The following is a 17,341-nucleotide window of genomic DNA, read 5'->3' as shown; positions in this document are numbered from 1 at the left end:
TCATGGGTAAATACAGTGGAGTGATATTTCAGAAGAGCTGATTACTTCTGCATAATCGACTCAATCTCTTCAATTTCGAATGGAATATTTTTCATTAAGTCAAAAGGCTCACCAGACTCTTGGATGACATAATCGTTTTCGATACGAATACCCATGTTCTCCTCTCTGATATAAATACCTGGCTCAACAGTAAATACCATTCCTGCCTCAAAAGTTTTATAACGATGTCCGTAATCATGAACATCTACACCAATATGGTGAGAAGTACCATGCATGAAGAACTTCTTGTATGCAGGCCATTTTGGATCTTCGTTATCTACATCTTCTTGAGTAATTAGACCAAGATCAATTAATTCTTTTGTCATTAATTTGCCAACTTCAACATGGTAATCCATTAAGTTATTACCAGGAACAAGCATTTTAGCAGCATCTTTATGTACTCTTAAAACAGCAGAGTAAACTGCAGCTTGACGTTCAGTAAATTTACCATTCACTGGGATGGTACGTGTTAAGTCAGAAGCATAATTTCCGTACTCACATCCAAAGTCCATCAACAATAAATCCCCATCATTACATACTTGATCGTTATCGATGTAATGTAGTACACAAGCATTAAAACCTGAAGCAATAATTGGTGTGTAAGCATGTCTTCTAGAGCCATTTCTAACAAACTCATGAGTGATTTCAGCCTCTATTTCATACTCAATTACACCTGGTTTTACAAAGTCTAAAACTCTTCTAAATCCTTTTTCTGTAATGTTACAAGCCTTTTGCATTACATCAATCTCGTATTGATTTTTTACAGTTCTAAGGTCATGCATAATTGGAGCTAAGCGTTCCAACTTATGTAGAGGAAAATTTCTTTTACACTCAGCAATAAATCGATCATCAGGAGTTTGAACAGTAGTATCTGCTCTTAAATGTTCGTTTGTATTAAGGTAAATGTATTCGCTATCAAAAGCTAAACTTTTGAATACAGTGTCAAATTCTGATAACCAATAAACAGATTCAATACCTGAAACCTCAGTAGCTTGTTCTTTAGTTAGTTTTGCACCTTCCCAAATGGCAATTTCATCATTAGTTTCGATTAAGAATAAGATTTCTTTGTGAGCTGGGTCTTTTGCATCTGGGTTAATAACCAAAATACTTTTTTCTTGATCGATACCACTCATCCAAAAGATGTCGGTATGTTGAATAAAAGGCATAGTACCGTCAGCACTTGTTGGCATGATATCATTAGAATTGAATACAGCAACTGAACTATCATTTAAGCGTTCAACAAAGCGTTTACGGTTTTCAATGAATAAGTTTTGATCGATTTTATCGTATCTCATTTGAATTGATGTGTTTATATGAATTATTTAATTATCTTACTTTATATTCGAATTTACTTCTTCCATTGATTTTTCAAAACTACATGACGTTAAGACTAGCAAAACAATTGAAAAAAAATTGCAAGACAACCATAATAAACATATTAACACTTTCTTTATTTACTTGTTTTGTAGTGAGTTATCCAGCATATTCTTCCGACAAGGAGAGGGTATGGGTGATTTTTGATGATAAGTGCAATAATATATCGTTAGACTTTTTTAACCAAAAAGTTTGTGATGATTATCTATCTATGCTTAAAAGCAGAGGATTTGAACCTCAAACCATATCACATTGGCTTAATGCTGCTACTATAAAAATAGACAAACAAGATGATGTTGACCATCTTAAAGAATTTGACTTTATAAAAGAAGTACGTCCTGTTCAAAATGATTGGAAATTGGGTACTTGTGATTGGTTAGCTCCGATTTATGGAGAGCAACAATCGGCTTATGTGATTAAGCAACTAAATACTAAGAAATTGATGGAGGAAGGAGTACATGGAGAGAATATTAAAATAGGAGTAATTGATGCAGGTTTCTGGAACGCTCATAAGAATGAATATCTGAAAAGCTTATTCAATAATCAACAAATAAAAGCCTATAAAGATTACTTTGTTGAGAATAGATCTGAAAAATCGTTTTTTAATGAAAAGATTACAGGAAGCGATAGTCACGGAACAACTGTTTTAAGAATGATCGCAGGACAGCATGAAAATATGCGTTATGGCTTAGCTCATAAATCAAATTTTTATTTAGCTCGAACAGATCATGGTGATAAAGAAAATAGAACGGATGAAGAGAATTGGATTGCAGCTTTGGAATGGATGGTTGACTCTTTAGATATTAAACTTATCAACAGTTCACTTGGTTATTCTATTGGTTTTGATTCTTCTAAAGATAATTATAAAAAGCATGAAATGGATGGAAACACCAGTATGGTTACTTTGGCTGCTGAAGCTGCTGTAAAAAAGGGTGTTTTATTAGTAGTATCCGCAGGAAATGAAGGCGAGAATGATCGATGGAGAATTGTTAGTGCACCTGCAGATGCGAAAGGTGTGTTAAGCGTAGGCGCTAATAATAAAAATGGACAAAAAGCTAGTTACAGCAGTATAGGGCCTACTTATATAGATTATGTGAAGCCAGAAGTAACTTGTTATTCTCTTTTTGGAACTTCTTTTTCGGCTCCTGTTATTACGGGGTTAGCGGCATGTCTTTGGGAAATAGCTCCTTCTTTAACGGCTCAAGAATTAAAAGACGTAATAATTAAATCTTCTTCTTTTTATCCATACGGTAATAATTACACTGGGTTTGGAGTGCCAGATGCGCATAAAGCAATGAAAATACTATCCACTGGCGAAGTGCAATCTGATGCGATTGTAATACATAGTAAAGAAAATAAAAAAATCAAAATAGATGCTATTGAAGAAGAACATAGTATGGCAATTGTTTTTCATAAAAAAGATGATTTTGTAGTGATACGTCAAGAAGTTGTATATTTGGAAAAGGAAAAGTTTAGAATAAGACGCGTCAATAATGAAACCTCTTCCACAGTATGGACAGGTAAGCGTCACTTTGAAATTATTTGGAAATAGTACCTAATGAAAATGCACCCATTTAGATATTTGATTACAGCTATCGTTGTTTTTTTAGCTTTCTCTTGTGATTTTAATGAGAATATTGATGAAAAACATCAAGTATACAATTTTGATTTAAAGTCGTTGATAGAGCAACAAGCAAAAGTTTTAGATCAGACAAAAGTTAGTATCAAGAAGCATGTAGAATATGATAACAAGAAAGAGGATGTTAGTATAAAAGAGGTGGATTGGTCTAAAGAATTAGATATTTTCAACGATGCAGATATTAATCGTCCAATATTTAAAGAATCATATCAGAAAACAGAAAAAAAGGAAGGAGACTATAATGTTATTAAGTTCAATTCTCAAAATGATAAGAATGATGTAAAGTGGTTATCTATTAGTAAAGATAATAATGGTAAAATTCGAAAACTGATGTTTGAAATAAGCACTAAAAATTCACTTTTTCAGGTATCAAAAAAAGGAGAGTTGCTATTTGATGATAAAGAAATACTAGAGAACTATTCTTTAGAAGGTACGAATCAAATTGTCTTTTTGGGAGATAAGTATTTTGCTGTAAATGCAAAAGTGATACAGCCTTAATGATCTCACTTTTTTTTAATAGACGAAAGATAAGAATCTAAGGGTTTAATGAAATAGCGTAATTATAACACTTTACAAAATCAGACAGTTAACACCAACTTTCTGATTTTTTTTTGACTAAAAACAGCCGTTTTTTTGTTAACAACCGAGAATTTCATAAATAAATCCACTTAAAGACTAATGATTGTGAAGTAATAAGGTGAAACAAATAATAAAAGAGTTACCTTTGCATTTCCGAATTAAAATAAGTTGGCGCTTTTATCCTCATCTCATTATTAAAGGGCAGCTGTCCGCTGTCTATTCACATTGTAAAAGGGGTAAGCGCTCTAAAAAACACAACATGGCAAAATTTAGCGAATTAGGGCTTAAACAAGAGCTGTTAGATGCAGTTTCTGAACTTGGTTTCGAGGAACCAACACCAATCCAAGGAGAAGTAATACCAACACTTTTAACAGAAGACACCGATTTGGTGGGATTGGCTCAAACAGGAACAGGAAAAACAGCAGCTTTCGGTTTACCACTTTTGCACCGAGTAGACGTATCAGATAAAAGAACACAAGCACTTGTGTTATGTCCGGTTAGAGAATTAGGTTTGCAAATAGCAAAAGACTTAGAAAATTTCTCGAAGAAAATCCCAGGTTTAAAAGTTGTAGCAGTATATGGTGGAGCTCCAATTGATCAACAAATCCGTCAGATCAAAAGAGGTGCACACGTAATTGTAGCTACTCCAGGTCGTATGGACGACGTTCTAAAAAGAGGTAAAGCAGATATTACTCAAGTAGAAACGGTTGTTCTTGACGAAGCTGACGAGATGTTGAAAATGGGATTCAAAGACGAATTGGATTCTATCTTAGAAAACACTCCTGAAGAGAAAAACGTATGGTTGTTCTCAGCAACTATGCCAAGAGAAGTAGCAAGAATTGCTTCTAACTACATGTCTGAACCTAAAGAGGTGACTGTAGGTACTAAAAACACAGGTAACAAAAATGTAAAACACTTCTGTTACATGGTTCGTGCTAATGATAGATACGAAGCATTAAAACGTGTAGTGGATTACAATCCAAATATTTATGGTATCGTTTTCTGTAGAACAAGACAGGAAACAAAAGATGTAGCCGAGAGATTAATGATCGATGGTTACAACGCAGATGCCTTGCATGGTGATTTATCACAAGCACAACGTGATTATGTGATGGGTAAATTCCGTCAACGTTCTCTTCAAATATTAGTAGCAACAGACGTAGCTGCTCGTGGTTTGGACGTTAACGACTTATCTCACGTAATTAACTACAATCTTCCAGATGATATAGAAACTTACAACCACCGTTCTGGCCGTACTGGTAGAGCAGGTAAAGATGGTGTTTCTATTGCTATCATCCACATGAGAGAGAAACACAGATTGAGAGCAATCGAAAGAGTGTTGAAACAAAGCTTTATCATGGATCCTGTACCAACTGGACCTCAAATTTGTGAGCGTCAGTTGTTCCACTTAGTAGACAGAATTCATGATGTAGAAATGGAGGAGGATGAGATCGAACAATACCTTCCTAAAGTATATGAGAAATTAGAAGACTTAAGTAGAGAAGAAATCATTAATAGATTTGTTGCTCTTGAGTTTAACCGTTTCTTAGATTACTACAGAGGTGCTAGAGATCTTAATGTTGCTGATCGCAGAGACAATACTAACTCTAGAGAAAGAGGTGAAAACAATAACAGAAGAAATGCTGAAAATGGTTTCACTCGTTTCTTTATCAACCTTGGTAAGCGTGATGAAGTTAGACCAAAAGATCTAATTGATTTAATCAATCAAGGTGTTAGAGGTGAGCGTTTAGAAATTGGACGTATCGACTTAAAACAAAACTTCTCATTCTTTGAAGTAAAAGAAGGAAGAGATGAAGATGTTACTAACGGCATGGGTAAATTGGAATTCAACGGTAGAAAAATTGACGTTGAAGTTTCTAATGCTCCTGGCGGAGGTGGCGGAGGCCGTAGAGGCGGAGGCGGAGATCGTCGTCGTCGCTCATTCGGTGGCGGTGGAGACCGTGATCGTAGAGGCGGTGGTGGTTACCGAGGCGGTGGAAACCGTGGAGGTGGAGATCGTGATCGCAGAGGCGGTGGCGGTGGAGACCGTAGAAGAAGAAGACCAAGCAACTAAGCTGGATATAGATATCAAAACGCTCTTTCGAAAGGAAGAGCGTTTTTTTATTCTTCAAGGTAACACTTCACTCTATTAATAATGATTGATAAAAAATTATCATTATAAAATTTAAGGCACTATCTTTCTTTATATTTGTATTCTATGTATAATTTAAAATGATTGGATGAACTGGGAAGTTTTATTTTGGAAGTTTGTAAAGTTCGGAGTCGTAGGATTCTCTGGATTATTTGTAGATTTTGGCATTACTTATTTAGTCAAAGAAGTAATGAAAGGACACAAATATTTAGCCAATAGTTTAGGCTTTATTTGTGCGGCTACTTCCAATTATTTTCTAAATAGAATCTGGACATTTGAGAGTCAAAATGAACAAATCGGAGTAGAATATTTTAAATTCTTTGGCGTTGCAGTCATAGGATTATTATTTTCAAATGCGATCATTTGGGTATTGCATGAGAAAGTTAAAATGAATTTTTATGTAGCTAAAATCATAGCAATTGGTGTAGTTGTGGTTTGGAATTTCTTTGCCAACTTGATTTTTACCTTTAAATAAATTCCATTAAAGTCTCAGTAAATCCTAACACTTTTATAGCCCTCTCAATCATAATTTAATTGATAAGACATGTTACAAGACAAAAAAGATTACATCAAAAGGTTAGTTAAAGACCTTGAGAAATTAATGATTCGTATCTCAGGACTTGATTGGATTAAGTATAGAGAAGAACTTGTAACATCTGTTGATAAATACTTAGGAGAAATTGTTGGTATTGACCCAGATGATGATGCTGATGAAATGATTTTGAAAGTATTCGATTTATCTTCAAAATTGAGATACAATGAAATTGAATTATTAGCAGATGCTCTAACAGTGAAAGGGAAAATTGAAAGCAACCATAAATTCTTAGTTGCAGCTCTCGAAGTTTATAAAAGAATAGAACAAGTAGACGTGATGACTTTTTCTATGGTAAGACAACAAAAAATTGAAGAATTAGAAATAATGTTAGGGGATTGATTTTGTAAAAAATCTAAATAAATTCTTATTCTTCTATGAAATCTGATTCAAAATTTAATCTGATCCCTATAATAATTCAATTCGTGTAAATTCTTTCGTACTTTGCAAAACAGTAAAAGTAAGAAGAACTAAAGAGGAACTTTCTTCCATGAGACAATTTTTTTTAACCGTTATTGGATGCTTTTTAAGTATTGTTGTTTTGGGGCAATCTAACCGTTGGCAACAGAAAGCAGACTATAAAATGAATGTGGAACTTGATGTTGAAACTCATCAATACTCAGGTACACAGGAATTAGAATATTACAATAATTCTCCAGATACTTTGTATCATGTATATTATCATTTATACATGAATGCATTTCAGCCAGGTAGTATGATGGATGTGAGATCTCGAACTATTGAAGATCCAGATCCAAGAGTAAGAGACCGTATATCTAAATTGTCTCCAGATGAAATAGGTTACTTAAAAGTAAATTCACTTAAACTTAACGGGAAACCTCTTCAATATAAAATGGTAGGTACTATTTTAGAAGTAGAACTTCAAAAACCTATCATGCCAAAATCTAAGGTAAAATTATCGATGCAATTTGATGGACAAGTGCCTATTCAAATTCGCCGAAATGGTAGAGATAATAAAGAAGGAGTAGCTTATTCTATGGCTCAGTGGTATCCGAAACTAGCAGAATATGATTACGAAGGGTGGCATCCTGACCCATATGTAGGTAGAGAATTCTATGGTATTTGGGGCGATTTTGATGTAAAATTAACATTGGATGCCAAGTATGTTGTAGCAGCTACTGGCTACATACAAAATGCAGAACAAGTAGGTCATGGTTATGAAGGTTTTAAAAAAGGAAAGCCAAAGAATGGAAAACTAACATGGCATTTTAAAGCACCTAAAGTACATGATTTTACTTTTGCAGCAGATCCAGAATACAATCATAAAGTGGTGAAGATGGAAGACGGTCCCGAACTTCATTTCTTCTGGAAAAAGAATCAAGGTATTGACGAAAATTGGGAGAAATTACCTGATTTTCTTGTGCAAGCAATTAGATATACTAATAAAAGAGTGGGTAAATATCCGTATAAAGTATATAACGTTGTTCAAGGTGGCGACGGAGGAATGGAATACGGTATGCTTACTTTAATAACAGGTAAGAGAAATTTAAATAGCCTAGTTGGAGTAACTGTACATGAAATGCTACATAGCTGGTTTCAATTTGTTTTAGCATCAAATGAAAGCTTGTATGCATGGATGGATGAAGGCTTTAACAGTTATATTGGCAATGAAATAGAGAGGTATGTGAATGGTAAGGATAATGCTCATGGTAGTTCATATAATTCTTATTTTTATGTAGTGAAAAGAGGGATAGAAGAACCTTTAAGCACTCATGCAGATCATTTTGAATTAAATTCCGCTTACTCTATTGCATCCTACTCTAAAGGAGCAGTCTTCTTACATCAATTGAGTTATATTATTGGACAAGATACTTTTGATAAAGCTTTTAAGCGTTACTATGAAGAGTGGAAGTTTAAGCATCCTAACGTTCACGATTTTATTCGTGTGATGGAAAAGGAATCTAAAATGCAACTACAATGGTATAAAGAGTATTTCGTTTACACGACTAAAACTGTTGATTACGGAGTGAAAAATACTTTTGTAGAGGATGATACTACATATGTCACTCTAGAGCGTATTGGCCATATGCCAATGCCTATGGAAGTAAAGATGACTTTTGATAATGGTGATGAAACGACTTATTATATGCCTTTACGTATAATGAGAGGAGCTAAACAGAAAGAAGTTGAAGGGAATTGGATACAATTAGAAGATTGGCCTTGGACACATCCTGTGTATACTATTGCGGTTCCAACAAAAGGTGTTAAATTGAAAAAAGTAGAAATTGATCCATCCATGAAAGTAGCTGATGTAAACAGAGAAAATAATATCTTTGAAGTGAGCTACATGGTTGAAAAAGGAGCAGGTTTATAACATTAAAATTTATGGCAACACCCCTTTCAAATCATCCTTTGTTAAAATATTTCAAGAACTTTTACATCTTGACAGGTGTAGTGTTTTTGGTATGGATGCTCTTTTTTGATAATGATAACTTTTTCAAAAGACATGCTCAAAAGAATAAAGAGCAAGACTTAAAGAATCAAGAGCTTTATTATCAAAATGAGATTATTGAACTCGAGTCTAAGATGAAAGAGTTAAAATCGAATAATGAAGCATTGGAGAAATTTGCTCGAGAAAAATATCTTCTTCATAAAAAAGGGGAGGATGTTTATGTCATTAAAGAAACAGACAATTAAACATATATACTTAAATATTCGTTTATAAAGTATTGATGGTTGAACATGACCGTGATCCATCAACTTAAGCCAGCATTTTCTTAATGCTGGCTTTCTTTTTTATTAAAGTGTTAGGAATGAGGGATATAATGTTGGGGTGTAGCGGCGCTCTATTCATCTTTTGATAATTAATTTGAAAAAGGAGCATTGAATAAACTAACACCCAATACACTCTCTGAAATTTTAGATAGCTCATCCTTTTTTCCAGTAAAATGATACACTTGCACCTCATGTGTTATCGTATCATTAGGTATTAATTCTTTAGCCGGAGAAAAAGACTCCAACTCAAAGAAAGGCCAATTTCTATCTAAAGATGGGTTTACTTCTCCATTAAAGATATTCATAACATCTCCATCATAATTTTTATCAGAACCCCATTCAGAACTTACGTATAAGTCATCATTATTTTCCTCAAAAGAATATTTGACTATGGTTAGTAAATTCATCTCTGGAGAATAACTACCCATAACTGGTGTTACATCTTCTTTTGGTATCCCCATTTTATTAAGATAATTAGCATCTACTTTATAAAAGGCTACACCATTTTTTATCATCACTCGACCTTTTTGATCCGTAAAATAATTAGTAACAGTATCTAATTTAGAGTTGGATGAAGGAACAATTGCCCATTGGTTTTTAGAGGGATGAAAACATCCTAAATCCCATATCGGAAGTAATCCTGATTCTTTTTTCCATTGTTTATTACCTATATTTTTAATTGTAGTAGAAGTAGAAAAACCCACATTTGCACATGTATTATCTAATGAGATACCTAATTCTTTTTCAATCTGCAAGGAGTGAAGAATGGTGATAGTTCTTGATGCTTCTAATTGAAATGAAGACCCAAATGTATTTTGAATATACATTGTATTGCTTGAAGAAATCTGATCTGATTTTTTATCAGATAAATGGAATAATGTAGTATCTAAACCAATACTCACCTTCATGTTTTCTCCTACTTGCTCTACATTTGGAGGAAAAAATATAGAAAATTCTCCTACTTCAGGTCCGAACCACATACGTGATTCACCTCCGATTTTAGAAATGTTTTTTTGAGCTTTTTTTGTTGCTATAAGTTCCTTATCAAAGTACCCTAGACTTCTCCCTTGTAGCCCTTTGTTAGAAGTAGTAAATACCCTTCCTTGTAATTTTGGAGATAGAGCAATAAGAGATTCCCCACTTTCAAGTATTTCTATATCATCAATATGTTTTTGAAGGAAGTTTATATCATCTTGAAATGTAATATATTCATCGCTATTTGGTGTCTGACAATCATAAAAGAGCAGACTAAGTAAAAGAAATAAAAGCTGTTTATTCATCTTGTTTAATTCAATTAATTACTATGATGTATTCAATAAAGTATTCAACTTCTAGACATTTTTATTTTTTCTGAATGTAAAATAGTTGCTTTATCTCTAAACCTGTTTTTTAGTAATTACATTATAATGATTAATGCCTTATAATTTGATATGAAAATCTAGATATTAAATAGACAAGGTTTTATAACTGATTGGATATTAGAATAATGACATAATGTAGTGTAGTGTGTTATCATCGTACTTTTCTAAAACAGAATATTTACAATGAATAATAACAATGAGTAGGCTTGCTGATGTCTATTTAAAAATATCCTATATCAATTTATTTTTTTAGTAGACATAATATAGACTTCTCGTTTTAGGTAACTCATTTTTTTGAAGAAATGATTTCTAAAGTTGATATTAGAAATACATAAAACGATTTTGAAATGAATATTACGACTATGAACCAATTGTATACTTTTCATATTTCAAAAATTGTATGGGATAGTTCAATTCATTTAAGAAGACCTTGAAAGGGGTTTAATGATTTATAAACAGCAACACGACAAAAATTGAATAGCAACACTTACAACTATACAACAAAATGCTTCCATTAGAGGGAATTTTAGTATTGGAATTCTGTCAATATATGGCAGGTCCATCGGCGGGTTTAAAATTAACAGATTTAGGAGCAAGAGTTATAAAAATTGAACGACCAAAATTTGGAGAAGAAGGTCGTCAAATTAACATTAAGAATCTCTTTATTGATGATTCTAGTTTGCTCTTTCATGCACTTAATAGAAATAAAGAATCTTATACTGCAAATTTAAAAGACGAAGAAGATCTTATTAATGTAAAAAAGCTCATTCAAAAAGCCAATGTGATGACACACAACTTTCGTCCAGGGGTAATGGAAACATTAGGCTTAGATTACAAAACAATAAAAGTATTAAACCCTAAAATTATTTATGCTACAATAACAGGATATGGTACTATCGGACCATGGGCAAAAAAGCCAGGACAGGATTTATTGGCACAAAGTATTTCAGGGGTAACATATTTAACGGGCGATAAAGAAGATCCACCAACACCAATGGGATTAGCTGTTGCTGATATTTTTAGTGGGACTCATCTTACTCAAGGTATTTTAGCCGGTTTGATAAGAAGTACTCAAACAGGAAAAGGTGCTTTAATCGAAGTTAGTCTTTTAGAATCTATGATTGATTTACAGTTTGAAGGTATTACCACTTACCTTAATGGAGATAAGTACAAACCTACTAGAGCTAGGAATGGTAATGCTCATGCTTTTTTAAGTGCCCCATACGGAGTGTATAAAACAAATGATGGTTTTTTAGTAATTGCTTTAGCTTCAATCAAAGATCTAGGAGAAGCACTAGGAAGTAAAGCATTCACCAAGTATAAAAATCAAAAAACTTGGTTTGAAAAAAAGGATGATATTATGGAGTTGATCAATAACTGCTTAATAAAAGAAAATAGCTCATATTGGATTGAAAAATTAGAAGCAAAGGGTATTGTATGTGAAGAAGTTTTCAACCTTGAACAATTGATCCACCATGAAGGGTATCAAATATTAAATTTTGATCAAGTACTAACTTTAACCAATGGTGAAAAAATACATACAACACGGTGCCCTATTCGGATAAATGAAAATAAAATATTCTCTACAGAGGGGGCTCCAAGGGTAGGAGAACATACAGATCAAATTGCTAAAGAATTTAATTTATAACCATGAAGCCACTTCAAGATATATTAGTCCTAGATTTAAGCCAATACCTTTCCGGTCCTTCATGTACACTTAAGTTAGCAGATTTAGGTGCAAGAGTCATTAAAATTGAACGCCCTATAACTGGAGATGCAGGTCGAGAATTGTATCTATCGAATGTGGATATGAACGGAGAATCATCACTATTTAGAGTAATCAACAGGAATAAAGAAAGTTATTGTGCCGACCTTAAGAACTACTCAGAGAAGAAAAAAATATTAAAACTAATTGTAAAAGCAGATGTGTTGGTACACAACTTTAGGCCCGGTGTAATTAAACGATTGGGTTTAGATTATGATGCAGTAAAAGTATTGAATCCTTCTATTATTTATGGAGAAATCTCTGGTTATGGAAAAGAAGGCCCATGGAAGAAAAAGCCAGGACTAGATTTATTTGTACAAGCCATCTCGGGAGCGACATTTTTAAATGGGAATGCCAATAAAGGACCTGTTCCATTTGGTTTAGCTATTGCAGATATGATAGCTGGAGGTCATTTAGCACAAGGAATATTAGCGGGATTAGTGCAGAAAGGGATATCAGGTAAAGGTTGTAAAGTTTCTGTGAATTTATTGGAGTCAATGTTAGATCTTCAATTTGAAACAATTACCTCTTATTATCACGATGGAGGACAGCCAATTCAGAGAACGATTCAAAATAACGGGCACGCTTATCTAGGTGCTCCTTATGGTATTTATCAAACAGAAAATGGATACATAACTTTAGCATTAGTATCGATACCAAAGTTAGGAGAGTTGTTACAATGTTTTGATTTATTGGTCTATCAAGAAAAAAGTACTTGGTATGATCAAAGAGATATCATTAAACAAACGTTGGCAGATCACCTTAAAACGGAAACAACAGAATATTGGCTTTCAATTTTAGAACCTGCAGATGTTTGGTGTGCTGATGTAATGGATTGGGATAATTTGTTGAAACACGATGGATTTAAAGTTCTTCAAATGCTTCAAACTGTAACAATGAGTGATGGTTATAAGTATCAAACTACAAGGTGTCCTATCAAAATTGATGGGCGATTAATGACCTCAGAAAAAGGTTCACCTATTTTAGGAGAAGATACGGATAAAATTGAAGAGGAGTTTTTATAAAATATATGAGTGTATTCAACCATAGATACTTCTTGATGATTATCAAATCAATTATTCTGAGAAAGTACATTTGAATCAAAATTTCAATGATTTATAACTATCATAAACTAAATTACATTCTAATTAGTTCATCATAGGGTGTACTATCTAACAATTGATAGTAGCAGTAGCTAAACTTGAAATTATAATTCAAACTTCAAATGAATAATTGGTACAAAGAAATCAGTGAAAAAACGGATTCCATTTTACAACAAATAAAGGAGCATTCTTTTATTAAAGAACTGATGGCAGGGACTCTTCCAAAAGAAGTATTTTATTTTTATATCAATCAAGACACCATTTACTTGGCAGAATACAAAAAAGTATTGGCTCAGGTAGGTATTATGTGTGATGATGAAAATGATACACAATTTTTCTTAGGTTCTGCTACAGGTATTATCAATGTTGAAAATGCTTTACATCAGAATTTTTTAAAAGATGAGATGACAACAAATGAGGCCTCAATTACTTGCGAGCTCTACATTAGTTACTTGTCTCGGATGGTGCATACTACTTCTTTAGAAGAGGGTTTGGCAGCCGTACTTCCTTGTTTCACAATTTATAAACAGGTAGGTGATTATATTTTAGCCAATCAAAGTAATAAAGGAGAAAACCCATACCAAGATTGGATCAATACATATGGAGGTGAAGCATTTGCAAATTCAGTGAATAAAGCCATTGAAATCACCAATAAATATGCAAGTAAGGCATCGCCCGAAAGGTTAGAAAAAATGAATAAGGCTTTTGAAAAAGCATCGAAATTAGAATGGATGTTTTGGGATAGTGCATACAATAAAGAAGCATGGAAAATATAAAAACACCCTATGAAACGGTATTAACGATAGCTGGAAGTGATTCTGGCGGATGTGCGGGAATTCAAGCTGATATTAAAAGTATTTCTGCTTGTGGAGCTTATGCTGCATCGGTAATTACTGCGACAACTGCTCAGAATACTAAAGGTGTAACAGATATTCATGCCTTACCAATACCTCATTTAGAAAAACAATTAGAAGCTGTTTTTAGTGATATTGATTTTGATGCTATTAAAATAGGTATGCTTCATTCTTGTGAAGTGATCAATACAATCGCATCAAAATTGTCAGATTATAATGCTAAAAATATAGTAATTGATCCTGTAATGGTAGCCACCTCAGGGGATAAACTGATTACCGATGAAGCGATTGATTGTCTGAAGAAGTTTTTACCTAAAGCGACAGTAATCACACCTAATAAAAAAGAGGCAGAAATTCTTATTGGTCATGCAATCGATAAGGACAATTGTGAATTGACAGCCAAAGAAATAGGTAAAGAATTTAAAACATCTGTCTTACTTAAAGGAGGTTATTTAGATCCCTCTTCTGATAAGATGATGGATGTGTTGTACGAGCAGACTACCGATCAGTTACATCTAATAAACAATCCAAGAGTCATGACGAATCATACTCATGGAACTGGTTGTAGTTTATCTTCGAGTATAGCTACTTATTTGGCTAAAGGGTATCCTTTAGAAAAGGCTGTAAAAGAGGCATGTCTTTATGTGAATCGAGCAATTGCTGCTGGGAAAGATAAAGTTTTAGGAAAGGGCAATGGTCCTATCAACCATTTTGGATTGAAGTAAATAGAAAAAGAAAAATTGAATTTTAGATTAGCGACTAAATTTTGATTCATAAAAAAGCCTCTTGAATGATAAATAATCAATCAAGAGGCTTAATATATTAATGCTTTTTAGAAAGCGTTGGATTAGAAGTAAAGGTTAAGACCTACTAATAAACCTTCAGCTTTACCATTCTCCATACCTACGAAATCATTCGTCATGTTTTGGTTGAAGTAAGAAGCTTTCATCAAGATACCTTTTGTCATTTCGTAACCTAAACCTAACTCGATTTTGTCACCTTTGTATTCTTTACCAGCATCTTCAGCAGATAATTCAAGGTTAGAACCTACAGCATTGTAACGACCAGCGATATATACTTTAGGGTGGATTTGGTAAGTTAAGTCTAAAGTTACTTGGTTAACATCACCTTCGATCCAGTTTCTGTTGATGCTATGCTCACCCATTAATAATTGGTAAGAAGCTCTAGCTTGTAAGTTTTTCCAGTTGAAAGTACCGTCAACAGAGATGTTGTTTTCATTTCTTTGTTGAAGACCCATATCACCACCGAAGTCACCTTGGTTGAAGATTTGAGCTAATTCAGCACCTGCTCTGTTATTTTTGAATTGTTGAGAAGAAGTACCATCTTCTAAAGAAGTAACAAAACCAGCTTGGATAGCTAATTTAGTGTCTTCGTTGAAGTTGAATGCTTTATTACCTACTAATGATAATCTTGGAAGTCTACCTTTGTCTTGTCCTTGTGGAACTACTGCGTTACCAAATTTAGAAGCGAAGTCATGAAGACCGAACATTAAGAAAGATTCTTTGTCGTTAGCGTAGAAGTAAGCTTCACCAAATAATGCAGTACCGAAATCATCAATTAAAGTGTTAGAGATGAAAGGATTGTTTTTAGCGTTCGCGTTAGTAGTTCTGTAGTATTGGTTTGTAGAGAACATAGAGTTACCAATACCAGCTTTAATTACTAAGTGGTTGTTTAAGAAATCAGTAGCGTTACCACCTAATCCTAAAACATCATACTTTTGTACTTCTAAATAACCGAAACCAAAGTAAGTATCAGTGTGATGGTGTGAAGCCAACCAGATAGAAGAGTGTAAAGTAACACCATCAGCAATTCTTACTTTAAGATCTAAGTCACCAGCAGGAAGACGGAACCAATCAGTTACTTGTGCATCATAAGTATTACCCTCTCCATCAACAGCAGTAACACCTGTTTGGTTAAGACCTTGGTAGATTAGGTTTAAACCACCACCAATTTGGACTCTTCTTGAAGTTGTATCAGATTCAGTAACTTTTACTGGAGCTTGAGCGAAAGCAGACATTACAAATAATGACGCTACGATAGATAATAAAAATTTTTTCATTGTTTGTTCTATTTAAAATAGGTTGTGTTTAGCTAGGAGTAAATTATCAAAAAGGATAATTACAGATAAAAACTCCTGATTAAAATATATAAATTGAGATTTGCTTGGAGCAAATGAATAGACGATTTAGAAAGATGGATTAATTACCAAAAACTGCAGAATAAACGATAGTTACTTCATCACCAGTGGTAATTGTACCAAACATTGCAGTAGGAGGCTCTACAGAATACTCCGTCATTTTGAATGTGGTTTTCCCTTCGAAAGTTACATTATTGCCGCTAACGGATGAATTAGCTGTTAATGTTACTTCTTTAGTAGCTCCTGCAATAGTTAAGTTACCTTTAGCAGTAACAACTCCTTTAGCATCAACAGTAGTAGAAGTAGAAGTAAATAGGATATTAGGATTTTTATCTTCTTTCAGTGCTTTGAATATATTTTTATTCATTGCTCCTTTTCCAGATTCAATGCTTTTAACTACAAATGTAAGAGATAGGCTCTCTACAGAAGTTACTTTATTGTCTTCTACAGAAACTTGAGCAGATCCTGAAACTTGATTAACATCAGAATGCCAGTCGTGAAGCGAAGAAGTACCTTCAATAATTATTTTACTTTCTTTTGTCAGGCTTTTAATGTTTTGAGCATTGATAGAAGCAGATAACGATAGAAATAAAATTAAAGATGATATGATGAAGTTGGATAATTCTCTCATGATTAAAATTGATTGATTGAGTTGATAACAGATAAAAATATCTTTTAGTGTTTTGTTTGTGATTCAAATATGTAGGCTGTTTTTTTAAATCAAATAGTTTTTTTGTAAACAAGATTTAACGTTTACAGCCTTTATGAAAAATCACTTACGCATGGTGATGATCGTCAATTATTCTTCTTAACCTAAGTCACTAAATGATGAAAAATGAGAATATGAACGTTAAAACTATAGAAAAATATTGATCATTTATTTTTTGAGAAATAGAAGAGGTTTGTGATAATTGTAAAATAAGGGTGTATTTTTGATAAATATTAATAATACAGGTCTTTTATTGATATATTTATTATTAACAATGTGT

The 17,341-nt window shown here is 33.3% G+C and carries 15 protein-coding genes; 11 read left to right on the top strand and 4 right to left on the bottom strand.

Features of this window, described 5'->3' with window-relative positions:
* Window positions 1–41: 41 nt before the first annotated feature.
* Window positions 42–1,334 carry an aminopeptidase P family protein gene (locus NH26_RS09255; protein ID WP_044221481.1) on the bottom strand — a complete coding sequence of 431 codons (1,293 nt, stop codon included), beginning with the start codon at window positions 1,332–1,334 and terminating at the stop codon, window positions 42–44.
* 173 nt (window positions 1,335–1,507) lie between these two features.
* On the opposite strand from NH26_RS09255, the gene NH26_RS09250 reads away from it, so the two are divergent.
* From NH26_RS09250 to NH26_RS09220, 7 genes are all read left to right on the top strand, one after another.
* Window positions 1,508–2,965: a S8 family serine peptidase gene (locus NH26_RS09250; protein WP_158021910.1), complete on the top strand. Its 1,458-nt coding sequence runs from the start codon at window positions 1,508–1,510 to the stop codon at window positions 2,963–2,965.
* Window positions 2,966–2,977: 12 nt separating this feature from the next.
* Entirely contained in the window at window positions 2,978–3,550 is a 573-nt protein-coding gene (locus NH26_RS09245) for a hypothetical protein (RefSeq protein ID WP_044221483.1), read from the top strand.
* Between the two features lie 340 nt (window positions 3,551–3,890).
* Window positions 3,891–5,705, top strand: coding sequence for a DEAD/DEAH box helicase (locus NH26_RS09240; RefSeq protein ID WP_044221486.1), 1,815 nt, complete (start codon window positions 3,891–3,893; stop codon window positions 5,703–5,705).
* 166 nt (window positions 5,706–5,871) lie between these two features.
* Complete coding sequence (locus NH26_RS09235; protein ID WP_044221489.1) at window positions 5,872–6,258, top strand: GtrA family protein; 387 nt, start codon at window positions 5,872–5,874, stop codon at window positions 6,256–6,258.
* Window positions 6,259–6,327: 69 nt separating this feature from the next.
* Window positions 6,328–6,717: a hypothetical protein gene (locus NH26_RS09230; RefSeq protein ID WP_044221491.1), complete on the top strand. Its 390-nt coding sequence runs from the start codon at window positions 6,328–6,330 to the stop codon at window positions 6,715–6,717.
* A 148-nt stretch (window positions 6,718–6,865) separates the two neighbouring features.
* Entirely contained in the window at window positions 6,866–8,710 is a 1,845-nt protein-coding gene (locus tag NH26_RS09225; RefSeq protein ID WP_044221494.1) for a M1 family metallopeptidase, read from the top strand.
* A gap of 11 nt (window positions 8,711–8,721) precedes the next feature.
* Window positions 8,722–9,033 carry an FtsB family cell division protein gene (locus NH26_RS09220; RefSeq protein WP_044221496.1) on the top strand — a complete coding sequence of 104 codons (312 nt, stop codon included), beginning with the start codon at window positions 8,722–8,724 and terminating at the stop codon, window positions 9,031–9,033.
* Between the two features lie 167 nt (window positions 9,034–9,200).
* Here NH26_RS09220 and NH26_RS09215 read toward each other — a convergent pair whose 3' ends face one another.
* Window positions 9,201–10,391, bottom strand: a complete 1,191-nt coding sequence (locus NH26_RS09215; RefSeq protein ID WP_044221499.1) for a DUF6786 family protein — start codon at window positions 10,389–10,391, stop codon at window positions 9,201–9,203.
* 586 nt (window positions 10,392–10,977) lie between these two features.
* Here NH26_RS09215 and NH26_RS09210 point away from each other — a divergent pair.
* The 4 genes from NH26_RS09210 (at window position 10,978) to thiD (ending at window position 14,919) form a co-directional block, all read left to right on the top strand.
* Window positions 10,978–12,120 (top strand): CaiB/BaiF CoA transferase family protein, encoded by a 1,143-nt coding sequence (locus tag NH26_RS09210; protein ID WP_044221502.1) that lies wholly within the window; start codon window positions 10,978–10,980, stop codon window positions 12,118–12,120.
* A 2-nt stretch (window positions 12,121–12,122) separates the two neighbouring features.
* On the top strand, window positions 12,123–13,262 hold the full coding sequence (locus tag NH26_RS09205) for a CaiB/BaiF CoA transferase family protein (protein ID WP_044221505.1): 1,140 nt from the start codon (window positions 12,123–12,125) through the stop codon (window positions 13,260–13,262).
* A 200-nt stretch (window positions 13,263–13,462) separates the two neighbouring features.
* Window positions 13,463–14,116, top strand: coding sequence for a thiaminase II (gene tenA / locus NH26_RS09200; protein ID WP_044221508.1), 654 nt, complete (start codon window positions 13,463–13,465; stop codon window positions 14,114–14,116).
* A complete protein-coding gene (gene thiD / locus NH26_RS09195; protein WP_044221511.1) occupies window positions 14,104–14,919 on the top strand; it encodes a bifunctional hydroxymethylpyrimidine kinase/phosphomethylpyrimidine kinase in 816 nt (271 codons plus the stop codon). The genes tenA and thiD overlap by 13 nt, the downstream gene beginning before the upstream one ends.
* Window positions 14,920–15,041: 122 nt before the next feature.
* Here the strand turns inward: thiD and NH26_RS09190 are convergent, their stop codons facing one another.
* Both NH26_RS09190 and NH26_RS09185 read right to left on the bottom strand, forming a co-directional pair.
* Entirely contained in the window at window positions 15,042–16,274 is a 1,233-nt protein-coding gene (locus NH26_RS09190) for a hypothetical protein (RefSeq protein ID WP_044221513.1), read from the bottom strand.
* A gap of 139 nt (window positions 16,275–16,413) precedes the next feature.
* On the bottom strand, window positions 16,414–16,983 hold the full coding sequence (locus NH26_RS09185; protein WP_052431923.1) for a YceI family protein: 570 nt from the start codon (window positions 16,981–16,983) through the stop codon (window positions 16,414–16,416).
* Window positions 16,984–17,341: the final 358 nt, after the last annotated feature.

The organism is Flammeovirga pacifica, assembly GCF_000807855.2.
GTDB classification, from domain to species: domain Bacteria; phylum Bacteroidota; class Bacteroidia; order Cytophagales; family Flammeovirgaceae; genus Flammeovirga; species Flammeovirga pacifica.
This window is presented reverse-complemented; position numbering and strand designations above follow the sequence as displayed.

Coding starts and splice junctions, on each gene's coding strand:
- NH26_RS09235 (WP_044221489.1), top strand. CDS start 5,872: ATGAACTGGGAAGTTTTATTTTGGAAGTTTGTAAAGTTCGGAGTCGTA.
- NH26_RS09215 (WP_044221499.1), bottom strand. CDS start 10,391: ATGAATAAACAGCTTTTATTTCTTTTACTTAGTCTGCTCTTTTATGAT.
- thiD (WP_044221511.1), top strand. CDS start 14,104: ATGGAAAATATAAAAACACCCTATGAAACGGTATTAACGATAGCTGGA.
- NH26_RS09230 (WP_044221491.1), top strand. CDS start 6,328: ATGTTACAAGACAAAAAAGATTACATCAAAAGGTTAGTTAAAGACCTT.
- NH26_RS09205 (WP_044221505.1), top strand. CDS start 12,123: ATGAAGCCACTTCAAGATATATTAGTCCTAGATTTAAGCCAATACCTT.
- tenA (WP_044221508.1), top strand. CDS start 13,463: ATGAATAATTGGTACAAAGAAATCAGTGAAAAAACGGATTCCATTTTA.
- NH26_RS09210 (WP_044221502.1), top strand. CDS start 10,978: ATGCTTCCATTAGAGGGAATTTTAGTATTGGAATTCTGTCAATATATG.
- NH26_RS09220 (WP_044221496.1), top strand. CDS start 8,722: ATGGCAACACCCCTTTCAAATCATCCTTTGTTAAAATATTTCAAGAAC.
- NH26_RS09190 (WP_044221513.1), bottom strand. CDS start 16,274: ATGAAAAAATTTTTATTATCTATCGTAGCGTCATTATTTGTAATGTCT.
- NH26_RS09240 (WP_044221486.1), top strand. CDS start 3,891: ATGGCAAAATTTAGCGAATTAGGGCTTAAACAAGAGCTGTTAGATGCA.
- NH26_RS09245 (WP_044221483.1), top strand. CDS start 2,978: ATGCACCCATTTAGATATTTGATTACAGCTATCGTTGTTTTTTTAGCT.
- NH26_RS09185 (WP_052431923.1), bottom strand. CDS start 16,983: ATGAGAGAATTATCCAACTTCATCATATCATCTTTAATTTTATTTCTA.
- NH26_RS09225 (WP_044221494.1), top strand. CDS start 6,866: ATGAGACAATTTTTTTTAACCGTTATTGGATGCTTTTTAAGTATTGTT.
- NH26_RS09255 (WP_044221481.1), bottom strand. CDS start 1,334: ATGAGATACGATAAAATCGATCAAAACTTATTCATTGAAAACCGTAAA.